This window comes from Mariprofundus sp. NF (assembly GCF_013387455.1).
Taxonomy (GTDB): Bacteria; Pseudomonadota; Zetaproteobacteria; order Mariprofundales; family Mariprofundaceae; genus Mariprofundus.
Genome location: NZ_VWNC01000011.1, coordinates 1 through 19,800 on the forward strand (window position 1 = coordinate 1; position 19,800 = coordinate 19,800).

13 protein-coding genes are annotated in these 19,800 nt (G+C 44.1%); 10 read left to right on the forward strand and 3 right to left on the reverse strand.

All coding sequences use genetic code 11. The annotated features are described in order from the left end of the window. The first annotated feature begins 901 nt into the window (after positions 1-901). Together F3F96_RS11885 and F3F96_RS11890 are read left to right on the forward strand one after the other, a co-directional pair. Positions 902-1,810 carry a hypothetical protein gene (locus F3F96_RS11885; RefSeq protein WP_176963499.1) on the forward strand — a complete coding sequence of 303 codons (909 nt, stop codon included), beginning with the start codon at positions 902-904 and terminating at the stop codon, positions 1,808-1,810. A gap of 16 nt (positions 1,811-1,826) precedes the next feature. Continuing rightward, positions 1,827-3,347 (forward strand): hypothetical protein, encoded by a 1,521-nt coding sequence (locus tag F3F96_RS11890; RefSeq protein ID WP_176963500.1) that lies wholly within the window; start codon positions 1,827-1,829, stop codon positions 3,345-3,347. A 191-nt stretch (positions 3,348-3,538) separates the two neighbouring features. On the opposite strand, the gene F3F96_RS11895 is transcribed toward F3F96_RS11890, so the two are convergent. The 3 genes from F3F96_RS11895 to F3F96_RS11905 all read right to left on the reverse strand — a co-directional run bounded on the left by F3F96_RS11895 (position 3,539) and on the right by F3F96_RS11905 (position 6,016). Next, positions 3,539-4,180 (reverse strand): hypothetical protein, encoded by a 642-nt coding sequence (locus tag F3F96_RS11895; protein ID WP_176963501.1) that lies wholly within the window; start codon positions 4,178-4,180, stop codon positions 3,539-3,541. A gap of 213 nt (positions 4,181-4,393) precedes the next feature. Then, the gene (locus F3F96_RS11900) at positions 4,394-5,389 is read right to left on the reverse strand and encodes a restriction endonuclease (RefSeq protein WP_176963502.1); all 996 of its coding nucleotides are present in this window, start codon (positions 5,387-5,389) and stop codon (positions 4,394-4,396) included. Positions 5,390-5,614: 225 nt separating this feature from the next. Next, a complete protein-coding gene (locus tag F3F96_RS11905; RefSeq protein WP_176963503.1) occupies positions 5,615-6,016 on the reverse strand; it encodes a response regulator in 402 nt (133 codons plus the stop codon). Between the two features lie 360 nt (positions 6,017-6,376). Here F3F96_RS11905 and F3F96_RS11910 point away from each other — a divergent pair, with 360 nt between their 5' ends. From F3F96_RS11910 to F3F96_RS11945, 8 genes are all read left to right on the forward strand, one after another. Next, positions 6,377-8,587 (forward strand): ATP-dependent endonuclease, encoded by a 2,211-nt coding sequence (locus F3F96_RS11910; RefSeq protein WP_176963504.1) that lies wholly within the window; start codon positions 6,377-6,379, stop codon positions 8,585-8,587. A 9-nt stretch (positions 8,588-8,596) separates the two neighbouring features. Continuing rightward, positions 8,597-10,384 (forward strand): UvrD-helicase domain-containing protein, encoded by a 1,788-nt coding sequence (locus F3F96_RS11915; protein WP_241697821.1) that lies wholly within the window; start codon positions 8,597-8,599, stop codon positions 10,382-10,384. A gap of 711 nt (positions 10,385-11,095) precedes the next feature. Next, positions 11,096-13,060: a TonB-dependent siderophore receptor gene (locus F3F96_RS11920; RefSeq protein ID WP_176963506.1), complete on the forward strand. Its 1,965-nt coding sequence runs from the start codon at positions 11,096-11,098 to the stop codon at positions 13,058-13,060. Continuing rightward, positions 13,060-13,938 (forward strand): hypothetical protein, encoded by an 879-nt coding sequence (locus F3F96_RS11925; protein WP_176963507.1) that lies wholly within the window; start codon positions 13,060-13,062, stop codon positions 13,936-13,938. The genes F3F96_RS11920 and F3F96_RS11925 overlap by 1 nt, the downstream gene beginning before the upstream one ends. Next, positions 13,935-14,735 (forward strand): citrate/2-methylcitrate synthase, encoded by an 801-nt coding sequence (locus F3F96_RS11930; protein ID WP_176963508.1) that lies wholly within the window; start codon positions 13,935-13,937, stop codon positions 14,733-14,735. The genes F3F96_RS11925 and F3F96_RS11930 overlap by 4 nt, the downstream gene beginning before the upstream one ends. Continuing rightward, positions 14,735-16,513 (forward strand): thiamine pyrophosphate-binding protein, encoded by a 1,779-nt coding sequence (locus F3F96_RS11935; RefSeq protein ID WP_176963509.1) that lies wholly within the window; start codon positions 14,735-14,737, stop codon positions 16,511-16,513. The genes F3F96_RS11930 and F3F96_RS11935 overlap by 1 nt, the downstream gene beginning before the upstream one ends. Beyond that, positions 16,503-17,438: an ABC transporter substrate binding protein gene (locus tag F3F96_RS11940; RefSeq protein ID WP_176963510.1), complete on the forward strand. Its 936-nt coding sequence runs from the start codon at positions 16,503-16,505 to the stop codon at positions 17,436-17,438. Before F3F96_RS11935 ends, F3F96_RS11940 begins: the two co-directional genes overlap by 11 nt. Continuing rightward, positions 17,435-19,750, forward strand: a complete 2,316-nt coding sequence (locus tag F3F96_RS11945; RefSeq protein ID WP_176963511.1) for a hybrid sensor histidine kinase/response regulator — start codon at positions 17,435-17,437, stop codon at positions 19,748-19,750. Before F3F96_RS11940 ends, F3F96_RS11945 begins: the two co-directional genes overlap by 4 nt. Positions 19,751-19,800 lie beyond the last annotated feature (50 nt).

A 19,800-nucleotide genomic window follows, 5' to 3' on the forward strand; every position in this document is an offset into this window, starting at 1 on the left:
CTCGATCAACCACCTGTTTTACTGCTTCAATCTTGAATTCTTCTGTATATCGCTTGCCACTCATCGTGACCTCCATAGAGCTAATTTGTCACGCTCTTGGGTGTCTAGCAATACGGTAGCGATTCAATCCTTGGAAGAAGCATGAATCATAATTAAAGAGTTTTTATCTTTTGCAGAAACATCTTTTGTAGCTGACATTACGCATGCTGATAGCATAAAGAAAAGAAGAAGAATAATTAATTTAAAAGGCACAGGCCCTCCATATGAAATTGAAAGGTAGCTTCTTGCGGCAACAACTCAAATGAAATATTTCTTTGAGTTTTCAACAGTATTAGAGGCTATTGTGAATAACTGTTTTTTTGCAGAACTCAGCCGGTCACTTTCTTGCAGTAGCCTACCGAATTCAATTGCACTGGCATGTCAGATTAGTGCAACCACTTGCCTGCTTCTCTGTAACCTGCGTGCTGGAATATACTGGTGTTTTTAATATATCTATTTTATAACGGAAGCACTCTAAGGGGAGGGTATTACTGCTCGGAATCAAATAACTTCACGTTGCATTTCACATTGGTCAATTAGTTACTATACTCAGAAAGGAAATTTGGCTTTCAGTACCTCTGTTGATTTTGTCTCAAACGTGATGGATAAACAGGCCAAAGCTTACAATGAGAGTACTTTCTAAATAGGGATGCAGATGGAATTAGAATCAACCATAAAACGTCTAGAGGAAATAGAGGATGAGCTGCAATCACTTCGAGTACAGCTAGAGGGTTCCAGGTGTGATTGTAAAAGTCACTTGGAAATCAGAAGGCGAGAGTATTCAAACCGAAGCATTCATTATGTATATCAATGTACGAACTGTGGTGAACAGAATGGGAATCCAATAAGTAAAAATAATGCCATGCTGAAACTGGGCGAGCAGTTACTGAAGCCTTTTGATGATCAGATTCTGAAGGCTCGAAATTCAGAACGGGAAATTGTGAATGCTCAGTTTATCCATCTGATTCAAGAAAGAAGTGAACTTCATGGATATGAATACGATCCATCATTAATAATACAGAATGCCTCAGAGAAAGAACGGGAGACAACCACACAGCTAGAGAAGTTGATTGAGCAAATAGTATCTGATTATGATCGGGAACGTGCGATTAAATTTACAATTGATCAAACAAATCGATTAAAGAAAGATCAGTTTGAAGAGTTGTCACTAGCGTTGAATAGATTCAAAAGCGAAGATGAATTGAAAGAGTGGTTTGTTGCTCATCTTTCAAATGATTTCTATCTTCATACAGAAGTTAAAGGCAAGCACTTAGCTGAAAATGTAAATGTGAGAATTGACTATATTCTTTACCCAAAAAATCATTTAATCAGTGAAGGGTTTGAAAGTGCTCCATTTGGTGTGGAAGTAAAATACATTAAGCAGGAAGAGGGATTTACCCGAAAAGCTAGCAGAGCTTTTTGGCAAACCATTAGCTATGGTGACTGTGAATTTGAAATTAATAACATGCAGATTAAGCCCAAGGTGTGTTTACTCTTTTCAAACCTTTCCTTTAAAGATGAGGAGAAGTTACTTTGTGATTTCAATGGTTATTATTCTAATGACCACTCCGAGTGGAGTGGTATGCTTCATTTAGCTAACCATGCCAAAGCTGGGCGACTTCTTGTGAAAGGAAGTAGGTCTGATTATCGGGGATGGGAGATGAGGTTTGCTTCTGGACTGTACTTTACATGTGCTAAAATCAAAGGGAAATGGACATACAGAGTCTCTAATGAGGATGTGATTAATAAAGTGCGAGTAGGAAACTTCTAATCCTAATGGAGGATAATTGTCTTCGGTGAAACTTGGATGGGGCATGTCTCATTCTGGCAAAATGCTTCATATTTCTGTCGTATCTCGCGGCAAGGCATGTAACTGTGTCTGCCCAGACTGTGAAGGGCAGCTAATTGCCAGGCATTGCAAAGAGCGATCAGACCATTTCGCGCATGCTTCATTGTCTGAATGCAGTGGAGAGTCAGCTCTACACAAAGCTGCAAAGCAAATTCTTGAAATAGCATCCAAGGAAAATAAAAGGCTATTAATCCCTCCTCTTCATGGTATCGAAGAGTCGGAAGATTACTGCGGGATCCCTCACATAAAAGCGTGGGAGGTTGAGCAAGACCATATACTGATGGAATCAGCCCAACAGGAAGTATCCCTGGCTAATGGTCAACTAGTAGCAGACGTATTAGTAACCGAGCCAAATGGAGCAACTGTTGCTGTCGAAATACATGTCACCAACAAGAAAGGTTACGAGGAAATAAACAAATACAAATCTATAAATCAAGAAGCATTTGAGATTAATCTCTCAACACTGCCTTGGGATGCAACTGAAGAGGTGATTCATAATGCTGTGTTAGAAAAAGAAAACAGGCATTGGTTATATAGTCACCGGGAAACATCGTTAATTACTTCTACACGAAATCAACTAGATCGAGATATTGATGTAATCAATCAGAAGTATTTTGATCGCTTTGAAGCCGAAATGAAGCTATTTAGAGAATCGAACAATCTTCTGGTAAAAGATCTAAATTGGCCTCTTCTTGAGCAGCTAAAAAAAGGTGTAAGTGTTTATGGAAAAAGTGTATCCAAAAAGGCAGAGGCTGTTCCAAAAGTGACAAGCATTTTAGGCGAATGGGAAAATCAAAATGGAGGATGGAAAGCTGACGGGATTGTAAATGGGAAGACAAAGGTTGAGGTATACTTCTTACTTTGTGGGTCTTCCAATGTTGTTGAACAAGCAAAGCGTCCTTCACTTATAGTTTGGTTTAATCCCATTGCTTCTTATTCTGATCCTGTCTTCATTTTAAAATGGGTAAATATTCAACATTGGATAGAGGAATTATCTCATCGAGCAACAAAGAAACTCACGTCTGAGTTAGAAGAGTTAAGACATAAAAAGCGTCGAGAAGAAGAATATGCAAAATATTTTTGCTTACTCAGCGACCAAGAGAAAATATACAATGTTTCGGCTCGCCTCTCGATTCCATGCCCTACAGTAACAGCAAAACCCATGCATTCATGGAATTGCTCTAGACCAGTTTGGAAAAGCCTAATTTGGTATTATAAAATAAAAAGACAACAAGGTGGGGCCATTAGTATCAAGCATATCGCGGCAGATGAGTGGCTAGCGAAAATGCTTGGTTGGTCGGATGATGAACTGTTGATTGAAAAGCGTTCAAAAGATCTTTGGTTTTGGTTCCAAGACCTAAATCAGTTTGGATTTCTTGAACATACTGGTCGCCAGAGGTTTTCAATTTCGAAGAAGTTGCCAAAGGATTTTGTACCATGGCAGCGAGTATATCCGTAGGCCATATACTATCTGTTCAATGAATGCAGATTGCATTCAAACCCGACACCCATTGCAATTTTCAGGTGATTGCACTCCAAACCAGCACCCTGCAGCAATCTAGCGAACGGTGACGTTTGGCCAATTTCTGATGATCGCATTTTCAACTGACGCTCGCGAAGGGGATAAATTTGTCCCGCTTGCGCTGCTTGTTAGAAGGCAGCTGCAAGTAGTTCAACACTGTTTGTTGCTCGGTCTCCCAAACCAGCCCCTTCTATTAGAGCCTTAGCTTTCCCACGAAGACGTTCTTCGCCAGATATTAGAAAAGCTCGTTTGAGGTAATCTATTGCTAAAATAGGATTACGATCTAATTGGTCAGCAACCAACTCATAATGATCTGCTTGCTCAGGAAGTGAGTTCAAGTACGAATTAAAGGTTTTTTCAAAGTCTTCATTGAATTCGATGTATTCGGTTCGGACAAAATCGCTAGGTACTTTTGCTAAAGGTGATTTGATAAGCAAAGTTTCCTTACCTAAAGCTTGCGCAACGCCCAACTCATAATAAATATTAGCTTGCGTTGATTGAGCGATATCCTCGTGGCATATGCCAATTGATAAAGGAGCTGAAGCAATTAGCTTCCATATTTTTAATAAAAAATCTCGCCCCGTAACTCTTGAACTAGCGTCAATAACTTGATAGTCGAAATTATTGCAAGCTTCCGTGACAGCATTGCGAATATCCTGCACTGGCTCAGGGACAGGTTTACCAAGCCTAGTCATTAGGAAGCAATGCCGTGGATTACTAGGGATTGAGCTTGTGAATGCATCGCCATCAAGCGGATTGTATACAATCATTTCCGCTTCCTTGCGACCGGCACACCTTTATAGGGTCCATCAGACTTCTTGTGGGATACAATTTTTCCTGCACTTCGGTCGATCTTTACATAGTGTCCCGATTTGGGGTTTTTTACCTGCACGATATCTCGTTTTCCTGACCCAGTGGATTTTTTTGTTGCCATAAATTTACCTCGATATTCTCTCGCCCTCTAACGCCATGCTCAGATGCAGTTATTTGTTAGGCTTAATGATTTTATTCTCATGCAGGAATAAAGCCATATCAGCTTGATTCACGAGCGCTGTATTTTCTTGAATTATTTTCATTGCATCAAAGTCATCATCTTCAATTACAATCTTGTCGTTGTCTCTATCATCTATGTTAAACAAAGCATCGACGTCATATGGTTCTATACCGTCAATTTCGAGTTTTGGGCTATCTGACATTTTTCTAAAAGAGAGGTCAATCATGTCAATTAGGTCATTATATGCTTTGTACCCAATACTTAGTTGGCCGATTCCAGCAATAGATCTATCATTTATCGATTCAATTTCTTGCTTTGATTGAGAGGATACGTGATCACGTGTTGTCACTAGGTATCCGTTTGGGACGTTATTCACTAGCATACTACCAGCTAGCTCTCTTATTGTACTAATTGATTCTGCTTTATTTATTTCCCTTCTCCATTTCACCTGAATAATGCTCGTAATATCGTTGTTTTTTAACAAGTAACCATCAACGCCGCCGTCCTTTGATCCGCCAACATATGTCACGTCACATTCAAACCAATCCCCTAATAAATCCATAACAAACTTCTCGGCTCTAAATGGATTCATATGTGTCATATTAGAGTGGTGGCTGGAAAGGTATTTCAATAGACTTACTGTTGATATTTCTCTAGAATCTAATGGTAATTTTCTTATTCTCCCATTGATTCCAAAATCATGTATTAATTCGAAAAACGTGCCATTTAATAGGCGACTATTATCAAAGCATGCTCTGCCTTTCCAGTACCCACATGAAGGGCATATTAAAATGTAATAAAAATCTTCGTCCAGGCTTTCCGTGTGGTTCTTTTCAAATATCAGGCTTTTGTTACAAATGTCACATTTCTCAGTGGCGATCAAACTTTTAAAATGATCGTCTGAATCATAAATGGCCGGAGAACCCTCTGGCCATAAAAAAAGTTTTCGTCTGTCATACGTGGCTATTCTAGGCGTCTTATCCATTTTCCTTTCTAATACCTTAAAGCCTAACTAGGTAATACGTGCACTTGATTTTCAATGTATTACCCTCCTGTATACGCCCTTGTTTTCCATGTTATTGCATACTAAAGGCAAAACAAGGAACTCCTCCTGATTTCCTTAAGCGGATTTTCGATTTTTACAGAAAGATTGCTGACTGTCCATTTATGGCCGCACCTAGCCGGTCGCGACACAGGCGATAGTCGGCCATTAGCGCTCATTCAAGAAATCAGCATCTTGGCCAAGAGAGATTTTTTTGGCGATTAAGACCTTAGCAATCGTCCCCATAGACTCAGGGTGAAATGGTTTATCCACATGCTGAAATACATGTGCTTCATTGATATTATTGCTGTCCCGATGAGCAGAAAGAACTACAATTAAACGATTAGGATAACGATTTATGACTTTTTCTATCATCTCATAGCCACCCATTTTAGGCATATCAATGTCAGTAAATATTGCTACAGGGCAGATATATTCAGGGGAGTCCATGTGTTTGAGGTAATGTAGACCATTCTCAAATGAAACCATTTCGTGTCCGAATGATTTCATTATCTCAGAAAACAGTTCACACAATCCTTTGGAGTCTTCGACATGATGGAACAGAGCCAATCTTCGCCTCCTTAGTTAGAAGCGACATCTTGGGCGGTCAAATTAATATTTAACTCAGGGTGAGGTCTCTAGCAGTGCAATAAATCATATTCCAATTTATATTTGTTGTCGAATGTCCATAAGTGGCCGTGGGCTGCCTTTTCATCTGGCTTGCGGCCCAAGGGCGCATTGGGTAGGGAAAGAGCGTCAGGGCCCCTTGTATAGCCTGGTGTTCTAGCTATTTCGACTACTCGCGGCTAACAGCAGGTATTTAGACTTAAATAATATGTCCTCAGATTTTTTTCTCTACAGTAGATATTGATGAAACTCCTCAACTTATAGATTTTAGGCTATGATCTAAGTGGATGGAGGGAAAGTGAAATGCATATATCCAAAGCTAGCTTGGTGAATTATCGAAATTTTTCCAATACGAGTTTCTTTTTCAATAAAGGAGTGAACACGGTCATTGGTGAGAATGCTTCGGGGAAAACCAATCTTTTCAGAGCAATCCGACTATTGCTAGATGATTCAATGCCTCGCTCAGTCATCAAGCTTGATGAAAAGGATTTTTTTAGAGGACTGGGTGATTGGCGCGGTCATTGGATTATCATCAGCTTGGAGTTTGATGAAATCTCCCAAGATGAATCGATTCAAGCGCTATTCCTCCATGGTCTAGGAAATATTGAAGGAGAAACAGTTAGTAGAGCAACCTACAATTTAATCTTTCGACCTAATGCATCGGTTCGAAGTGAGCTATCTCAACTTACGTTAGGAGATACCGTAGGTCTTGGACTCATACTTGGAAGACTAAGTCTTGATGACTATGAGGCTGTTGTAACGGGGAAAAGCAGTGCTGATTTTAACGATTCAAGTGTCTACAAACGTCTCGTTGGAGACTTTGTAGGTGTCCAGTTCCCCGCCCAACTAGATCCCCCCGAAATTGGAAGTAGAATGCCTCCAATTTTATCCATGAGTAAAGAAGTGTCTTTCACCTTTATTCAAGCATTAAGAGATGTCGTTTCAGACTTTCATAACAATCGACGGAACCCTTTATTGACCCTTCTGAAAAGAAAAAGTGGTGAAGTCGACCCAGCCGAATTCGGTCCGATTGCGAATCAAGTAGATGTCTTGAATAGTTCAATTGAAGCTCTGTCTGACGTAATTGAAATTCGGGGTGACATCCATACCACCATCAATAACACAGTGGGTGATGCCTACTCACCAGTCTCCTTGTCGATTAAATCTGATCTCTCAGATGAAGCAGAACAGTTATTTCAATCTTTGAAATTGTTTATTGCAGAATCTGATGATGGGCACGAGGGCGCTATTCATGAGATGAGTTTGGGCGGAGCAAATTTGATTTACCTGACACTTAAGTTGCTTGAATTTAAGTATCAAAAGGCTAATCAGTCTATTGCAAACTTTTTAATAGTTGAGGAGCCAGAAGCTCATATCCATACTCATATTCAGAAGTCTTTATTCGATAAGATTAATTATACAAATGCGCAAGTAATTTACTCAACACACTCATCTCATATTTCAGAGGTTAGTAATGTAAAAAGCGTCAATGTTATAGGTAAGGTCGATGGAAAATGTGAAGCATTTCAACCAGCAGCAGGATTATTGCCAAATCAAATCGGAAGCGTTCAACGCTATCTAGATGCTATTCGGAGTAATTTGCTTTTTGCTAGAAGCGTAGTGCTCGTAGAAGGCGATGCGGAAGAAATATTAATCCCCATTTTAATCAAAAAAGTGATGGGTGTCAGTCTCGATGAGCTGGGTATCAGTCTAGTGAATATCCGGAGTACTGGTTTTGAAAATGTTGCTTTGTTATTCCATGATGATCGGATTAGAAAGAAGTGCAGTATTATTACTGATCTGGATGAAACTTTTTTTGATACCACTGAAATTGTTGGAGACACCAACGCTGTAAAGAGTGCAAAAAAAAGAGCACTGGGTTCTCGCGCCTCTGGCATTGCTAGAAAGGCAGCTCTTGATGCATTCTGCAATGGTAACACTTGGGTTAGACCATTTTATGCCCCACATACATTCGAAGTTGATTTCATTGCAGTTGGGAATAGTAAGAGTCTTGTTAGTATTTTACCGGATGTCTATGTAGATACTACTACCATTGCCACATCAGAGGCTGAACTCGAATCAGGTGACATTGCAATATTTGGAAAGCGTGCTCTAACGATGGCGAACCATTCAGGGAAAGGATGGTTTGCAATATTATTAGGTAAGGCTGTCGACTATAATACGATTATTCCAGAGTATATTGTAAACGCGATATTTTTTGCACATGCACATATCAGCAATGATGTTATTTTCAAAATTCTGAACCACCGTTTATTTTTGTTTGCTAAGGAATTAGACGCGAATAGAGCTATGGTGGATGCAGCCAGAGGGCAAACAGAACAATGGTATTCCAGTTGGGAAACATATATATCAACTAACCGAGCCGCTGTATTGGTATTGTACCCGAAGTTGAAAGGTTTCCGTGATGGAGTATTGAATTTCAACCAAATTCGATCCGATATGCTCACACATTTGCCTAATGATAAAATCAACCCCATTCTTGCAAGGCTCTGATCAATGTTTATGTGGAATGATAGTGACCTGAATGATGAACAGGTAGAGGCCATTGAGGAGGAAAAGAGCGTTTTCTTGGTGGCGTGCCCTGGTAGTGGAAAAACAAGAACGCTGACCTACAAAATAGCTCGCGAGCTATCAAAACTGAAAGAAGAAAAGAAATGGGTGGTAGCCATAACGTACACTCATAGAGCTGCTGATGAGATACATGAGCGCATTGAAATGCTTGGGGTGGACACTTCAAAGCTTTGGATTGGCACAATTCATTCTTTTTGTTTGGAGTGGATATTAAAACCTTATGGTATTTATCACGACTCATTGAAGTATGGATTTAGGGTGATCAATTCCCATGACACAGAACAGAAAATTACTGAACTATGCTTACCTTTCCGAAACCCTAAAATAACAGTTTGGAACTGTGGCCATCATTACACATCAACGGAACGAGTTCTGACTTGTAGCGCTGTTCAAAGACCATATGTCGAAAATATTCTGGATCAGTATTGTGCGAACTTGCACGATAATCAGCAAGTAGATTTCGAACAGATATTGTTGTTTGCTTACGAGTTAATTGTTCAGCACTCATCAATTAGCAAGCTACTTAGTTCATTGTTTTCTTACATATTGGTGGATGAGTATCAAGACACTAAAGAAATACAATATAGGATTGTAGCTGAAATTATAAAAGCGGGTCAGGGGAGGGTTAAGTCGTTCATTGTTGGTGACCCCAATCAAGCAATCTACGGATCTCTTGGTGGTTATGCGATTACAGCTAGAGAATTTCAAGCGATGGCAAATATTGAACAAAGAGAGATGAGTCTATCGCTCAACTATCGTAGTTCAAATCGTATTGTTGAATATTTTAGTCACTACAACGTTTATGATACGTCTATATCGGCGGAAGGTGAATTCAGTGACTTCCCAAGTGTGATTACATTTGACACATTAACAGAAAAGAGTGAATTGGTAGAAATGCTAACTCAACTTATTCGACACCAAATTGAAGTGGAGGGTGTACCTCAAAATGAAATTTGTATTTTGGCCCCGCAGTGGATCTTCTTAGCTAGTATGACTCGAAGTCTGATGACTGCTTTACCCGAATATAGTTTTGATGGCCCTGGTATGGTTCCCTTTACTCGTGATATTGATAACTTTTGGTACAAGTTAACGAGGATCATTTTATCCGAGCCATCTCCAACGATGTATGTTCGTCGTTTGCGATGGGCTGGTGAGGTATTATCATCATTAGAAGATGCAAATGTTGATATATCTAGCATCTCTAGGCGGATGTTACTTAGGGAATGTAACACGATAATGCTGGCTGAGCAGGATGGCCTTGAGTACCTAGAGCAGTTTATGGATCAATTGTTCGAACGATTAAATATTGATTATAGCGATTTCCCTTCCCTTGTTGAGCATCACGATGCATTTTTTTCAAGTTCACGTGCTCGAATTCAACGTATCCAGAAAGAGGGCACTACGTTTATCAATACAATTGATGCATTTCGTAAAGTATTCGAAAGTCGAAGTGGAATAACAGTCTCTACAATCCATGGAATAAAAGGTGGAGAATTCGATGTTGTTATAGCTTATGCCTTGCTTCAAGGATTGGTGCCTTATTCTGGCAATTCAAATGATAGTGCGAAGAAATTACTCTATGTGATTGGTTCCAGGGCTAGAAAGCACTTACATCTAATTTCAGAGAGAGGGCGACGAGATGCGTACACTAGGACAGAACGCATTCCTACAGAAGTTTTGAACGCCTGTAGCTTTGACTACGATGGGGAGCGTCCTTAAAATCAACTCTTTCAATATGTTCAAGTCTTATATCCACAATCAATCACGGCCAGATAAGGGCATGTGACTTTGTAAATTTTTCCTGAATGAGTACTATTAAAATGCTATGTGATGACATCAATTCTACGGTATAATTTACGGTATATATCATTAATAATAAAATAATATCATTTAATATTAAGTGTTTATGTGGCTAATTCGAGTCCCTGAAGCGCCACCAACAAAGAAAGGGCAGAGTAACTTAATGTTACTCTGCCCTTTCGCGTTAGGCCTGTATCAACTAAACAACTGACCTCATATCACTTCAATGACTACGTCAGGTTTTTCTATTACCATCATATTTGATCGAAAAGGCCGCCACGGGTATGATGGTTTTTTGACGATTTATTGAGAATTTGTTGAAAATAAAGGGTTTTCCTTGTCCCCCATATGGGGGATTGAAGAATCTGGCGGTGCGATCAGGCTTCCCATTCGTCTCGGAAGTTGCGAGACAGGTTCAGTGTCGATCGGTATTCATTATTTTAGGGAGAGTAATGTTACCGGTTAACCAGGCAATGAGCCGGGTTATGCAGGAAGCTCCATATGTTTCGAAGAGGATCTTCAGCCGTTTGAGTTTTTATGCCGATTTGGTGTGGAATGATAACGAGTATGGGTAATGTGATTTGCTTTGATTTTATGTCGATAAAGGCAAATCAGGTTTGGGGAGTAGCTATGGCAAGAAGCCATTTAATTCTAATTACGATGTTGTTTGGCTGGCTATTGATGCCGTCAGCGTCAGCCGCCGAATTTGAAGGCGCAAATCAGATCAATGATGACCTTTCGCTGCTGTTTGAGGAGGATGAACTGTTCATCTCCGCGACTCAGTCAGCGCGCACACTGGGCAAAGCCCCGGCAATCGCCACAGTCATCACCGACCACCAGCTGGAGAATATGGGCGCACGCAATATTTTTGATGCGCTGGTCACCGTTCCCGGTTTCGGTTACAGCTACCTGAATACCATCTCGACTGAATCAGATATTGAAGTGCGAGGCATCAAATCACGTATGGATAAGGTGCTGTTGATGATTGATGGCCACCGCATCAATAATCCATTCCAAGGGAGTTTTAGCCACCTGTTTGACGAATTCCCGATTGAGCAGATCAAACGTATCGAGGTGATTCGAGGGCCTGGTTCAGCCCTTTATGGCGCCAACGCTTTTGTCGGTGTGATTAACATTATCATGAAAAAACCGGGTGACTTTAAAGGGGTTAAACTTAAAGCCGGTGGCGGCAACAATAGTCGCAGGCATGGCAACCTGTTGTTAGGGCAGGGTGATGCAGATGGCGGTGTTGTTGCATCGTATGACCGGCTGGACACCGACGGTAGCAGGCAGTTTGTCGCATCTGATGCGCTGGGTAACAGTGGTTATACGAACTTCTGGCGTTCGACTGATACAGCGCACTTGATTGCCAGCATGGATAAGTTCTCATTTTCAGCCCTTTACCTTGATAAACGCCGAGGTACACCGCTTTCCATCACCAATATGATCGATACGCGAACCCGTACCAACAATCGACAGGCCTATGGAAACATTCAATACAGAGACCGCCTGGGCAGTGTTGATGTTGAAGCAAGAGTGGGTGTTGATCAGTTTGAGTGGGACACCGAGTGGCAGATCAATCTGCCCGGTTTTACTACAGGTCATCCACTTCTGAAGAATCGCACCTATTCGGGAGAGCTGCGGTTACAGTTTGAACCTCTTCAGAGTCACCACCTTACCATGGGTGTTTCTCAGGAGTTCCAGCGCCAGTTCGATGTGCACCATATTGTTAATGGTGCCGATGTCTCAAATGTTTTTAATCACAATAAACCGGCCAAACGGCAGGTATCGGCAGTTTACCTGCAGGATGAGTGGGAAATCAGAGATGATTTAATCCTGACTGCTGGTGTCCGCTTTGATCACTATAGCGACTTCGGCAATACGACCAATCCGAGATTAGCTCTGGTCTGGTCTGCCAATGATAATCTCGATATCAAACTACTCTATGCCACAGCTTTTCGCGCGCCGAGTTTTATTGAGATGTACGAAATCAATAACCCGGCATCGGTAGGCAATCCGAATCTAATACCGGAGAAAATGCAGACCTTTGAAGCAGGCCTTGTGTGGAAGCTGACACATAATTACCAGCTGAGCGCGAATCTGTTTCATAATCGTTTCACCGAACGAATTGTACCAACGACGCCATTAACGATTAACTCTGGTGGAGCAACGATTTGGGGTGGAGAGGTTGAGCTTAAAGCTGATTGGCAAGAGTATCTCTATGGATATTTGAACTACTCCTATCAGAAATCGAAAGATAATCAGACGCAGCTAATATTGCCGAATGTACCTCAGCATCGGATCCGAGTCGGGGCTAATGCAGGCCTGTTTGATGATTGGGTAAATATCAATGCTGCTCTGCGCTGGGATGGTAAACGTGGACGTGGAGCCGGGGACACTAGGGCAGCTATGCCTGCAACTACTGTGGTCGATCTGGGGGTTTCCACAGAGAGGCTGATGAAAGGGCTTACACTCTCATTCAAAGCGCACAACCTTTTCAATACGAAAAATTATGACCCATCACCGGTAACGGTTGCCAATGGTTATCCTCGGCCTGGACGCACACTGCTAGCTGAGGCGGAGTATAAATTCTGATGCCAACCTTTTTTCCACCGCGGCCGAAACGGGAATCTATTCGCACAACGATCTGTCATGAAACATCTTCTGAAACCAATCCGTTTGTTGCCGAAAAGACTCTCTGGCACGGCTACGCTGCCGAGAAGCTGAGTGCAAATTATGGTTGGACTGAGATGCTGTTTCTTATGTCTCAGGGCGAATTGCCTACACCTGAGCAGAACCTGTTACTCAATAAGGTTATGGCTTTTTTAGCTAATCCCGGTCCTCGAGATGCAGCTGTACGGGCTGCGATGAACTGCGGAATAGGAAAAACGCCGTTACCAACGATTTTGACTACGGGGCTTACCGTAAGAGGTGGTATGGCGGAAGGCGGAATGCACATTGAGGCGGCTATGCGCTTACTGAATGGGCAACTGCCTGCAAATGAAAGTCGCTCTAATCACAAATCCACCTATGCGAAACAACTTATCCACGATTACCGGACGTTCTGGAACGATCACAAGGATGATGAAATCATACCCTGGCCTGAAATACCTCCCGGGTTTGGTCTTTATTATGGGGAGCGAGACAGAAGGGCTGAGAAGTTAATGACCTTGATTTACGGATTCGAAGGTGAAGCATTGGCTTTAGCACGATCAATTGAATTGATATTGTCAGAAGAAAAAACTCCGGTTTATCTTTCATTGCCCGGAGTGATTGCAGCCGTGTTAAGTGATCTTGGATTTAGTCCTGAACATGGTGCCGGTATTTACATGATTGCTGGTTCGGCAGGGATTCTCGCTCATGGGGTTGAACAACTACCTCGCAACTGGAACGAATACCCTTTTTGGGCTGACCCATCATATTATAACTATGAAGGCCCTGAACCTACGAAAAAAGTAGGAAGTGAAAAATGAGTTGGAATGAATTTTCTGAGCAACGTGACCGTGTTACATCCAAGTCAGGTGGGTGGACTATCGGAGGAGATGCGACGCTTCATGGTTTTAACCTTCATCAAGAATTGGCATCTAGAGCAACGTGGATGCAAACAATGGTATTGTCAGCAACGGGACAATTTGTATCAGCAAAGCAAGCTCAGTTGATCGAAACTGCCTTCATCATGACAGGGTACCCTGACCCTCGCCTTTGGTGTAACCGAGTGGCCTCTCTTGCGGGATCAGCAAAATGTACTGCTACCGCTTCTTTTGCAGCTGGAATCGCCAGTGCTGAAGCAAGCTTGTATGGAAGACAATCTGATTACAAGGCGGCGTGTCTGTTACTGAATGCCAAGCGAATCTATGACGCGGATGGCAAAGAAGGACTATCATTATTTATTCAGTCGCAACTTCAAGAAAAACGCATTGTGTATGGCTTTGGTCGCCCCTTGCTTCGAGGTGATGAACGAATTGCTCCCTTATCAGCGGCGGCAGCAAAGCTTGGCATTGATGATGGAAATTATCTCTCAGTTGCTATGGAAATAGAGCAGTTGTTGCGGAAATACAAAATGATCATTAATTACGGCGGCTACATGATGGCTCGCTTCCTTGATATGGGGTTCATGCCCAAACAAATCTATAGGATGTTGTCATTAGCCTTTTATACAGGTGTTGTTCCTTGTTACATCGAAGCCTTTGAAAACGAGTCAGGGACGTTTCTGCCGATTGCCTGTGAGGACATCCTCTATGAAGGCGTAGAGGAGCGAGAGCTACCCTGATGAGTAATGTAATCAAATACCCGGTGCCTGAAAAAGTGCCGGATGAGATTCAGAATGGCGATCTTCTTGTCCACTACCTTGAGAAAGAGGGGGTGGAATATGTATTCGGTATTCCCGGTGGCGCACTTGAACCTGTCTATAACGCTTTGGCAAAAGCCGAGCTCAGGGGTGGCCTTAAACCTATCCTGACCAAGCATGAGCAGGGTGCTGCATTCATGGCTGATGGATACTCCCGTGTCAGTGGCACCCTTGGCGTCTGCTGTGCAACGACAGGTCCGGGTGCAACCAATCTCTTTGCAGGTATTACCACCTCCTATGCTGATTCGATTCCGGTGTTGGCTCTGACTGCCCAGATTCCGATCAGTAAATTCGGTAAGAGCGCTTTTCAGGACTCGTCGCATGAAGGCATAGATGTGGTCGAAATATTCAAGAAGAGCACCAACTACAGTGCGATGATCATCAACGCGTCGCTTGCCGATGATATGTTCCGTAAAGCGATCCGTATGGCACTTTCGGGCAAGCGGGGGCCTGTACACCTGAGCCTTCCATCCGATGTGATGGCAGAGAAGGTAGATGAGAACGCCATCTCCCATTCACTGTTCAGCAGTTACAACCAACCACAACATTTTGACCGCAGTTCGGTTAAAGAGGCGGTTAAACTGATTGGTCGGGCCAAGAAGGCGGCCATGCTGGTTGGCAGTGGCACGCTCTGGTCGGGGGCTACAAAAGAGGTTAAAGAGCTGGCCGAGCTGCTGACGATTCCCACTGCGACCACACCCAAGGCCAAGGGGACATTCCCTGAAAATCATGAGCTGGCACTGGGCTGTTTCGGTTTTGGCGGCTCACCGAGAGCCGATGCCTATCTGCTGGATGAGGATGTCGATCTGCTGATTGCTGTAGGCACCAGCTTTAATGAGTGGGCCACGCATGGCTGGAGTGAGAAGCTGGCCAGAGGCAAAACCATTATCCAGATCGATATCGACCCGAACCAGTTCGGACGCAATTACGCCTCTGTGATACCGCTTTCCGGTGATGCCAAGGTGGTCGTGAAAGAGCTGCTTTATGAGCTGGAACGGATGCATCGGGTGACCAGCGTGGAGCGGCATATTCGCACCAGACGGTTTGTTGAGTTTGCTGATAAACATCCGATGATGCTTGAGTTGGAGAAGATCACTTCAGAGGCCTCGCCGATTAAACCGCAGCGACTAATGGCTGATATCAGAGCTGCAGTGCCGGATGAGACCATCTTTTTTATCGATATCGGCAACAATCTGGCCTGGGCTCTGCACTACCTGCCGATTATAAAACCGGGAACCTTTTTTGCGGCACTTGGTTTCTCCTGTATGGGATATGGAGTGGCCGCTTCAATCGGTGGCAAGCTGGCTGCAAAAGAGCGGCCAGTGGTGGCTATCGTCGGTGATGGTGGATTCCTGATGAATGGTACAGAGCTCTCCACTGCCGTGAGTCACTGTATTCCTGTGATCTGGGTGATTCTCAATGATGGTGGGTTGGGCATGGTGCGCCATGGGCAGTCGATGTCGGAGCAGGCGATGGAGACATCACACACCTTTGCCTCTATTGATTTTGTCGGCTGGGCCGAGAGTTTTGGCGCAGTCGGTGTTCGCATCAACAAACCCGGAGCGCTGAATCGCAAACTTATTAATAAGCTGATTGCACTGAAACGACCGGTTGTGATTAATGTGCAGATCGATCGTGATGAAGTGCCACCGATCGGTAGTCGCCTGAGCGCCTTGCGAGAGGTATACCGTGAGGAGTAGTGGGTTCAGCTACAACAGACTCTTTTCGCTTGTCGGCTTGTTGCTCCTGCTGTTGCCAGCTACTGCGACGGCCAAAGAGGTGGTTGTGCTACTGGATCCCAATGTGCGCCCCTATGTGGAGGCGCTGGCGGGATTCAAATTAACATCAGTCGCCAATACCAAGGTGTTTGCTCGTAAAGAGGATGGCGATTTGAGTGATGAACGCGCCATGATCGGCGCAATCAGGGCTCGTAAACCGGATCAGATTTTGGTGATCGGCAGTGAGGCTATGCTGGCGCTTGCCGGAGAGGTGACCGATATACCGATTCTGTTTGTTATGGTGTTAAACCCTCATGACCGATTGCAAGTGATGCCGAAGAATATGACCGGTGTCTCTATGAGTGTCGCCCCGGAACGACAGATGAAGGTGTTAAGTCAGCTGCTTCCGGATGTGAAACGTGTGGCTGTGGTGTATGACCCTGATCAAAGCAAAGCTCTGATTCGCCGTGGAGAAAAAGCCTGTCTGGCGGTGAATCAACAGCTGCTTGCTAAACAGGTGAAATCGACGACGGAGGCTGTGGAGCAGGCTAAGCTGCTATTAGCCGAGCAGAATACAGCCTACTGGATGATTCCTGATCAGTTGATGCGCTCCAGGGATGTTGTGCGTTATCTCTTTTTTACAGCCCGTGAACAGAACCGGGCATTGATCGGCCTCTCTGATAAATATGTGCGCGCCGGAGCACTGTTTGCATTCACTGTTCAGAATGAGACGCTCGGTCGTCAGGTCGGGGAGCTCTCCAATCGTATGTTGGCAGATAGAAACATGAACCACTTTCCCATTGAGATGGCGCGTGATGCCGATCTTTCGATCAATCTTAAGGTCGCCAAAAAGATGGGCATTACTGTGCCGGAAACGCTTCTCAGGCAGGCGAGGGTGAGCAAATGAAACGCATCAAACTGGGCTTTGGAGCCAGAATCTACCTGTTGGTCGCGCTGCTGATTATGGCCATTATGGCTGCCGCAGCCAGTTACTTTCTGGTGACACAGAGTCAGGCACTGAAAGGTGCATTGAGCCAGCAGGCGCGCTCCCTCTCAGAGAGCCTTGCTGAAGGTGTACGTCTGGGTGTCGTACTGGAGGATGGTGAGTTTGTGCAGCAGGTCGCATCGGGGATGTTGGGGCTGCCCAATATTCTCTATATCGATATCTATCTGGCTGATGGCACGCTATTGCAGAGACTCGGTGAGAAGAAGCATGACTTGAAACTTCCTGAGGCCATGAAAGCCAGGGCGCTCAGCACCGGCTTTTCTGAAAGTAAAAGTGAGATTAATCAGAGTAGCAGCGGTTACGTGGATTTCATGGTGCCTGTGCGTTTTGAAGGAGAAGAGAGCCAGGTGGCTGGTTTTGTGCGTCTGGGCCTTTCAACAACAGGAATCACAAAAAAATGGCAGGAGACACTGATCACTACCATTTGGGCTACGTTGCTACTGATGATGATCGGTTGCGCTCTGATCTATCTGCCTATGCGACGCATCATTAAACCGATTGAACAGCTATCGGATGGGGCACTGAAAATCGGCCAGGGTAATCTCGATTTCAAAATTTCCGTCGATCATAAGGATGAGATTGGCCGTCTGGCCGGAAACTTCAACGATATGGCATCCTCACTACGTAAACAGAACCGTGAGATTCAGAAGAAAACGCATGAACTGGAGAGAAGTGAGCGCAAATTCAGAGAGCTGTTCGAGAATATTGCTCAGCCTCTCTATATCAATGCGTTGGATGGTCAGTTGATTGACTGCAATATGGCTATGGTTCATCTGTTCGGTTTTACCGATAGAGCTGAGATGATCCAGGAGATTCGAGATGGTGCTCTCATCTATGCTGATCCTGATGAACGTCAAAATGTGATCAGAGAGCTTCTGGCCAAGGGGGAGATTAAAGAGCGCGAGATTGAGTTTAAACGCAAGGATGGCGCCATTCTTAAGACACTGGTGACATCACGTGTACGTTTTGATGATGAAGATGAGGCGATCGGTTTTGAGGGTATTATTCAGGATGTGACCCAGATGCGCAGCCTTGAAGAGCAGCTTTTCCATGTCCAGAAAATGGAATCCATTGGCACGCTGGCCGGCGGCATTGCCCACGACTTCAATAACCTTCTGGCGGCCATTTTGTCATCGGCAGAGATGGCCAGAATGAAAATCGAAGATCGCGAAAGCGTTGAGCGTTATATCACCACCATCACCTCGGCCTCCTTGCGTGCAGCCGAGCTTACCAAGGGGCTTCTTGGTTTCGCCAGAAAAGGAAAAACCAGAGTGGAGGAGATCGATGCCGGTGCTCTTGTCGCAGAGGTTGAGGCGCTGCTGCGCGAAACGATAGATCGAAGTGTGCGCATCTATACTGATGTCTCTCCCTCTCTCTGGCCGATCAGAGGCAATCCAACTCAGGTACATCAGGTATTGGTGAATCTCTGTGTGAATGCCAGAGACGCAATTCTTGATGCCGGTGGCCATGAGCTGAAAATCTCACTGCGTAATGAGGTGATAGATCAGGCCTTTGTTGATACTCACCCCTCAGCGCTATGTGGCAGTTACGTGTTGATCGATGTGACTGATGATGGCGGTGGCATTCCCGATGACGTGCGTGATCAGATTTTTGATCCGTTCTTTACCACCAAAGCGATTGGTAAAGGCACAGGTCTGGGGTTGGCAACGGTTTATGGCATCATCAAAAACCATGGTGGTTTCCTCTACCTGGACAGTGCCCTTGGCAAGGGGACAACATTCCATATTTATCTTCCTGCGGCCATTGAAGAGGAGATAGTAGAAACTGAAAGTCTGCTTCATACTGAAATCGGGGAACTTTCACCTTTGCCTGAGGGAGAGATGAACGGAGCCATTCTCTTTGTTGATGATGAGGAGGTATTAAGGTTTATTGTCTCCGAGTTTTTGAAGGAGAGGGGATACCACGTATTGCTTGCAGAGAATGGTAAACAGGCGCTGGAGATGATGGCTAAATATAGCGATCTCATCGACCTGATGGTGCTGGATCTGATCATGCCGGAGATGGGGGGTGAAGAGGTGCTCAAGGTGGTCAAACGAGACTATCCTGAAATTCCTGTGATCGTGGCATCCGGTTATTCGGCGCAAAGCCTGGATCGTAAAATGGTCTACCAGAACTATGATGGATATCTTGAAAAGCCCTACGATCTGGCCCATTTCAGCACGGTTATTGAAGAGGTGATTAGCAGCAGTTGAGGGGGGGCTGGTTAATTGCCGGCCGCATGATTACAGGCCGGCAATTAATT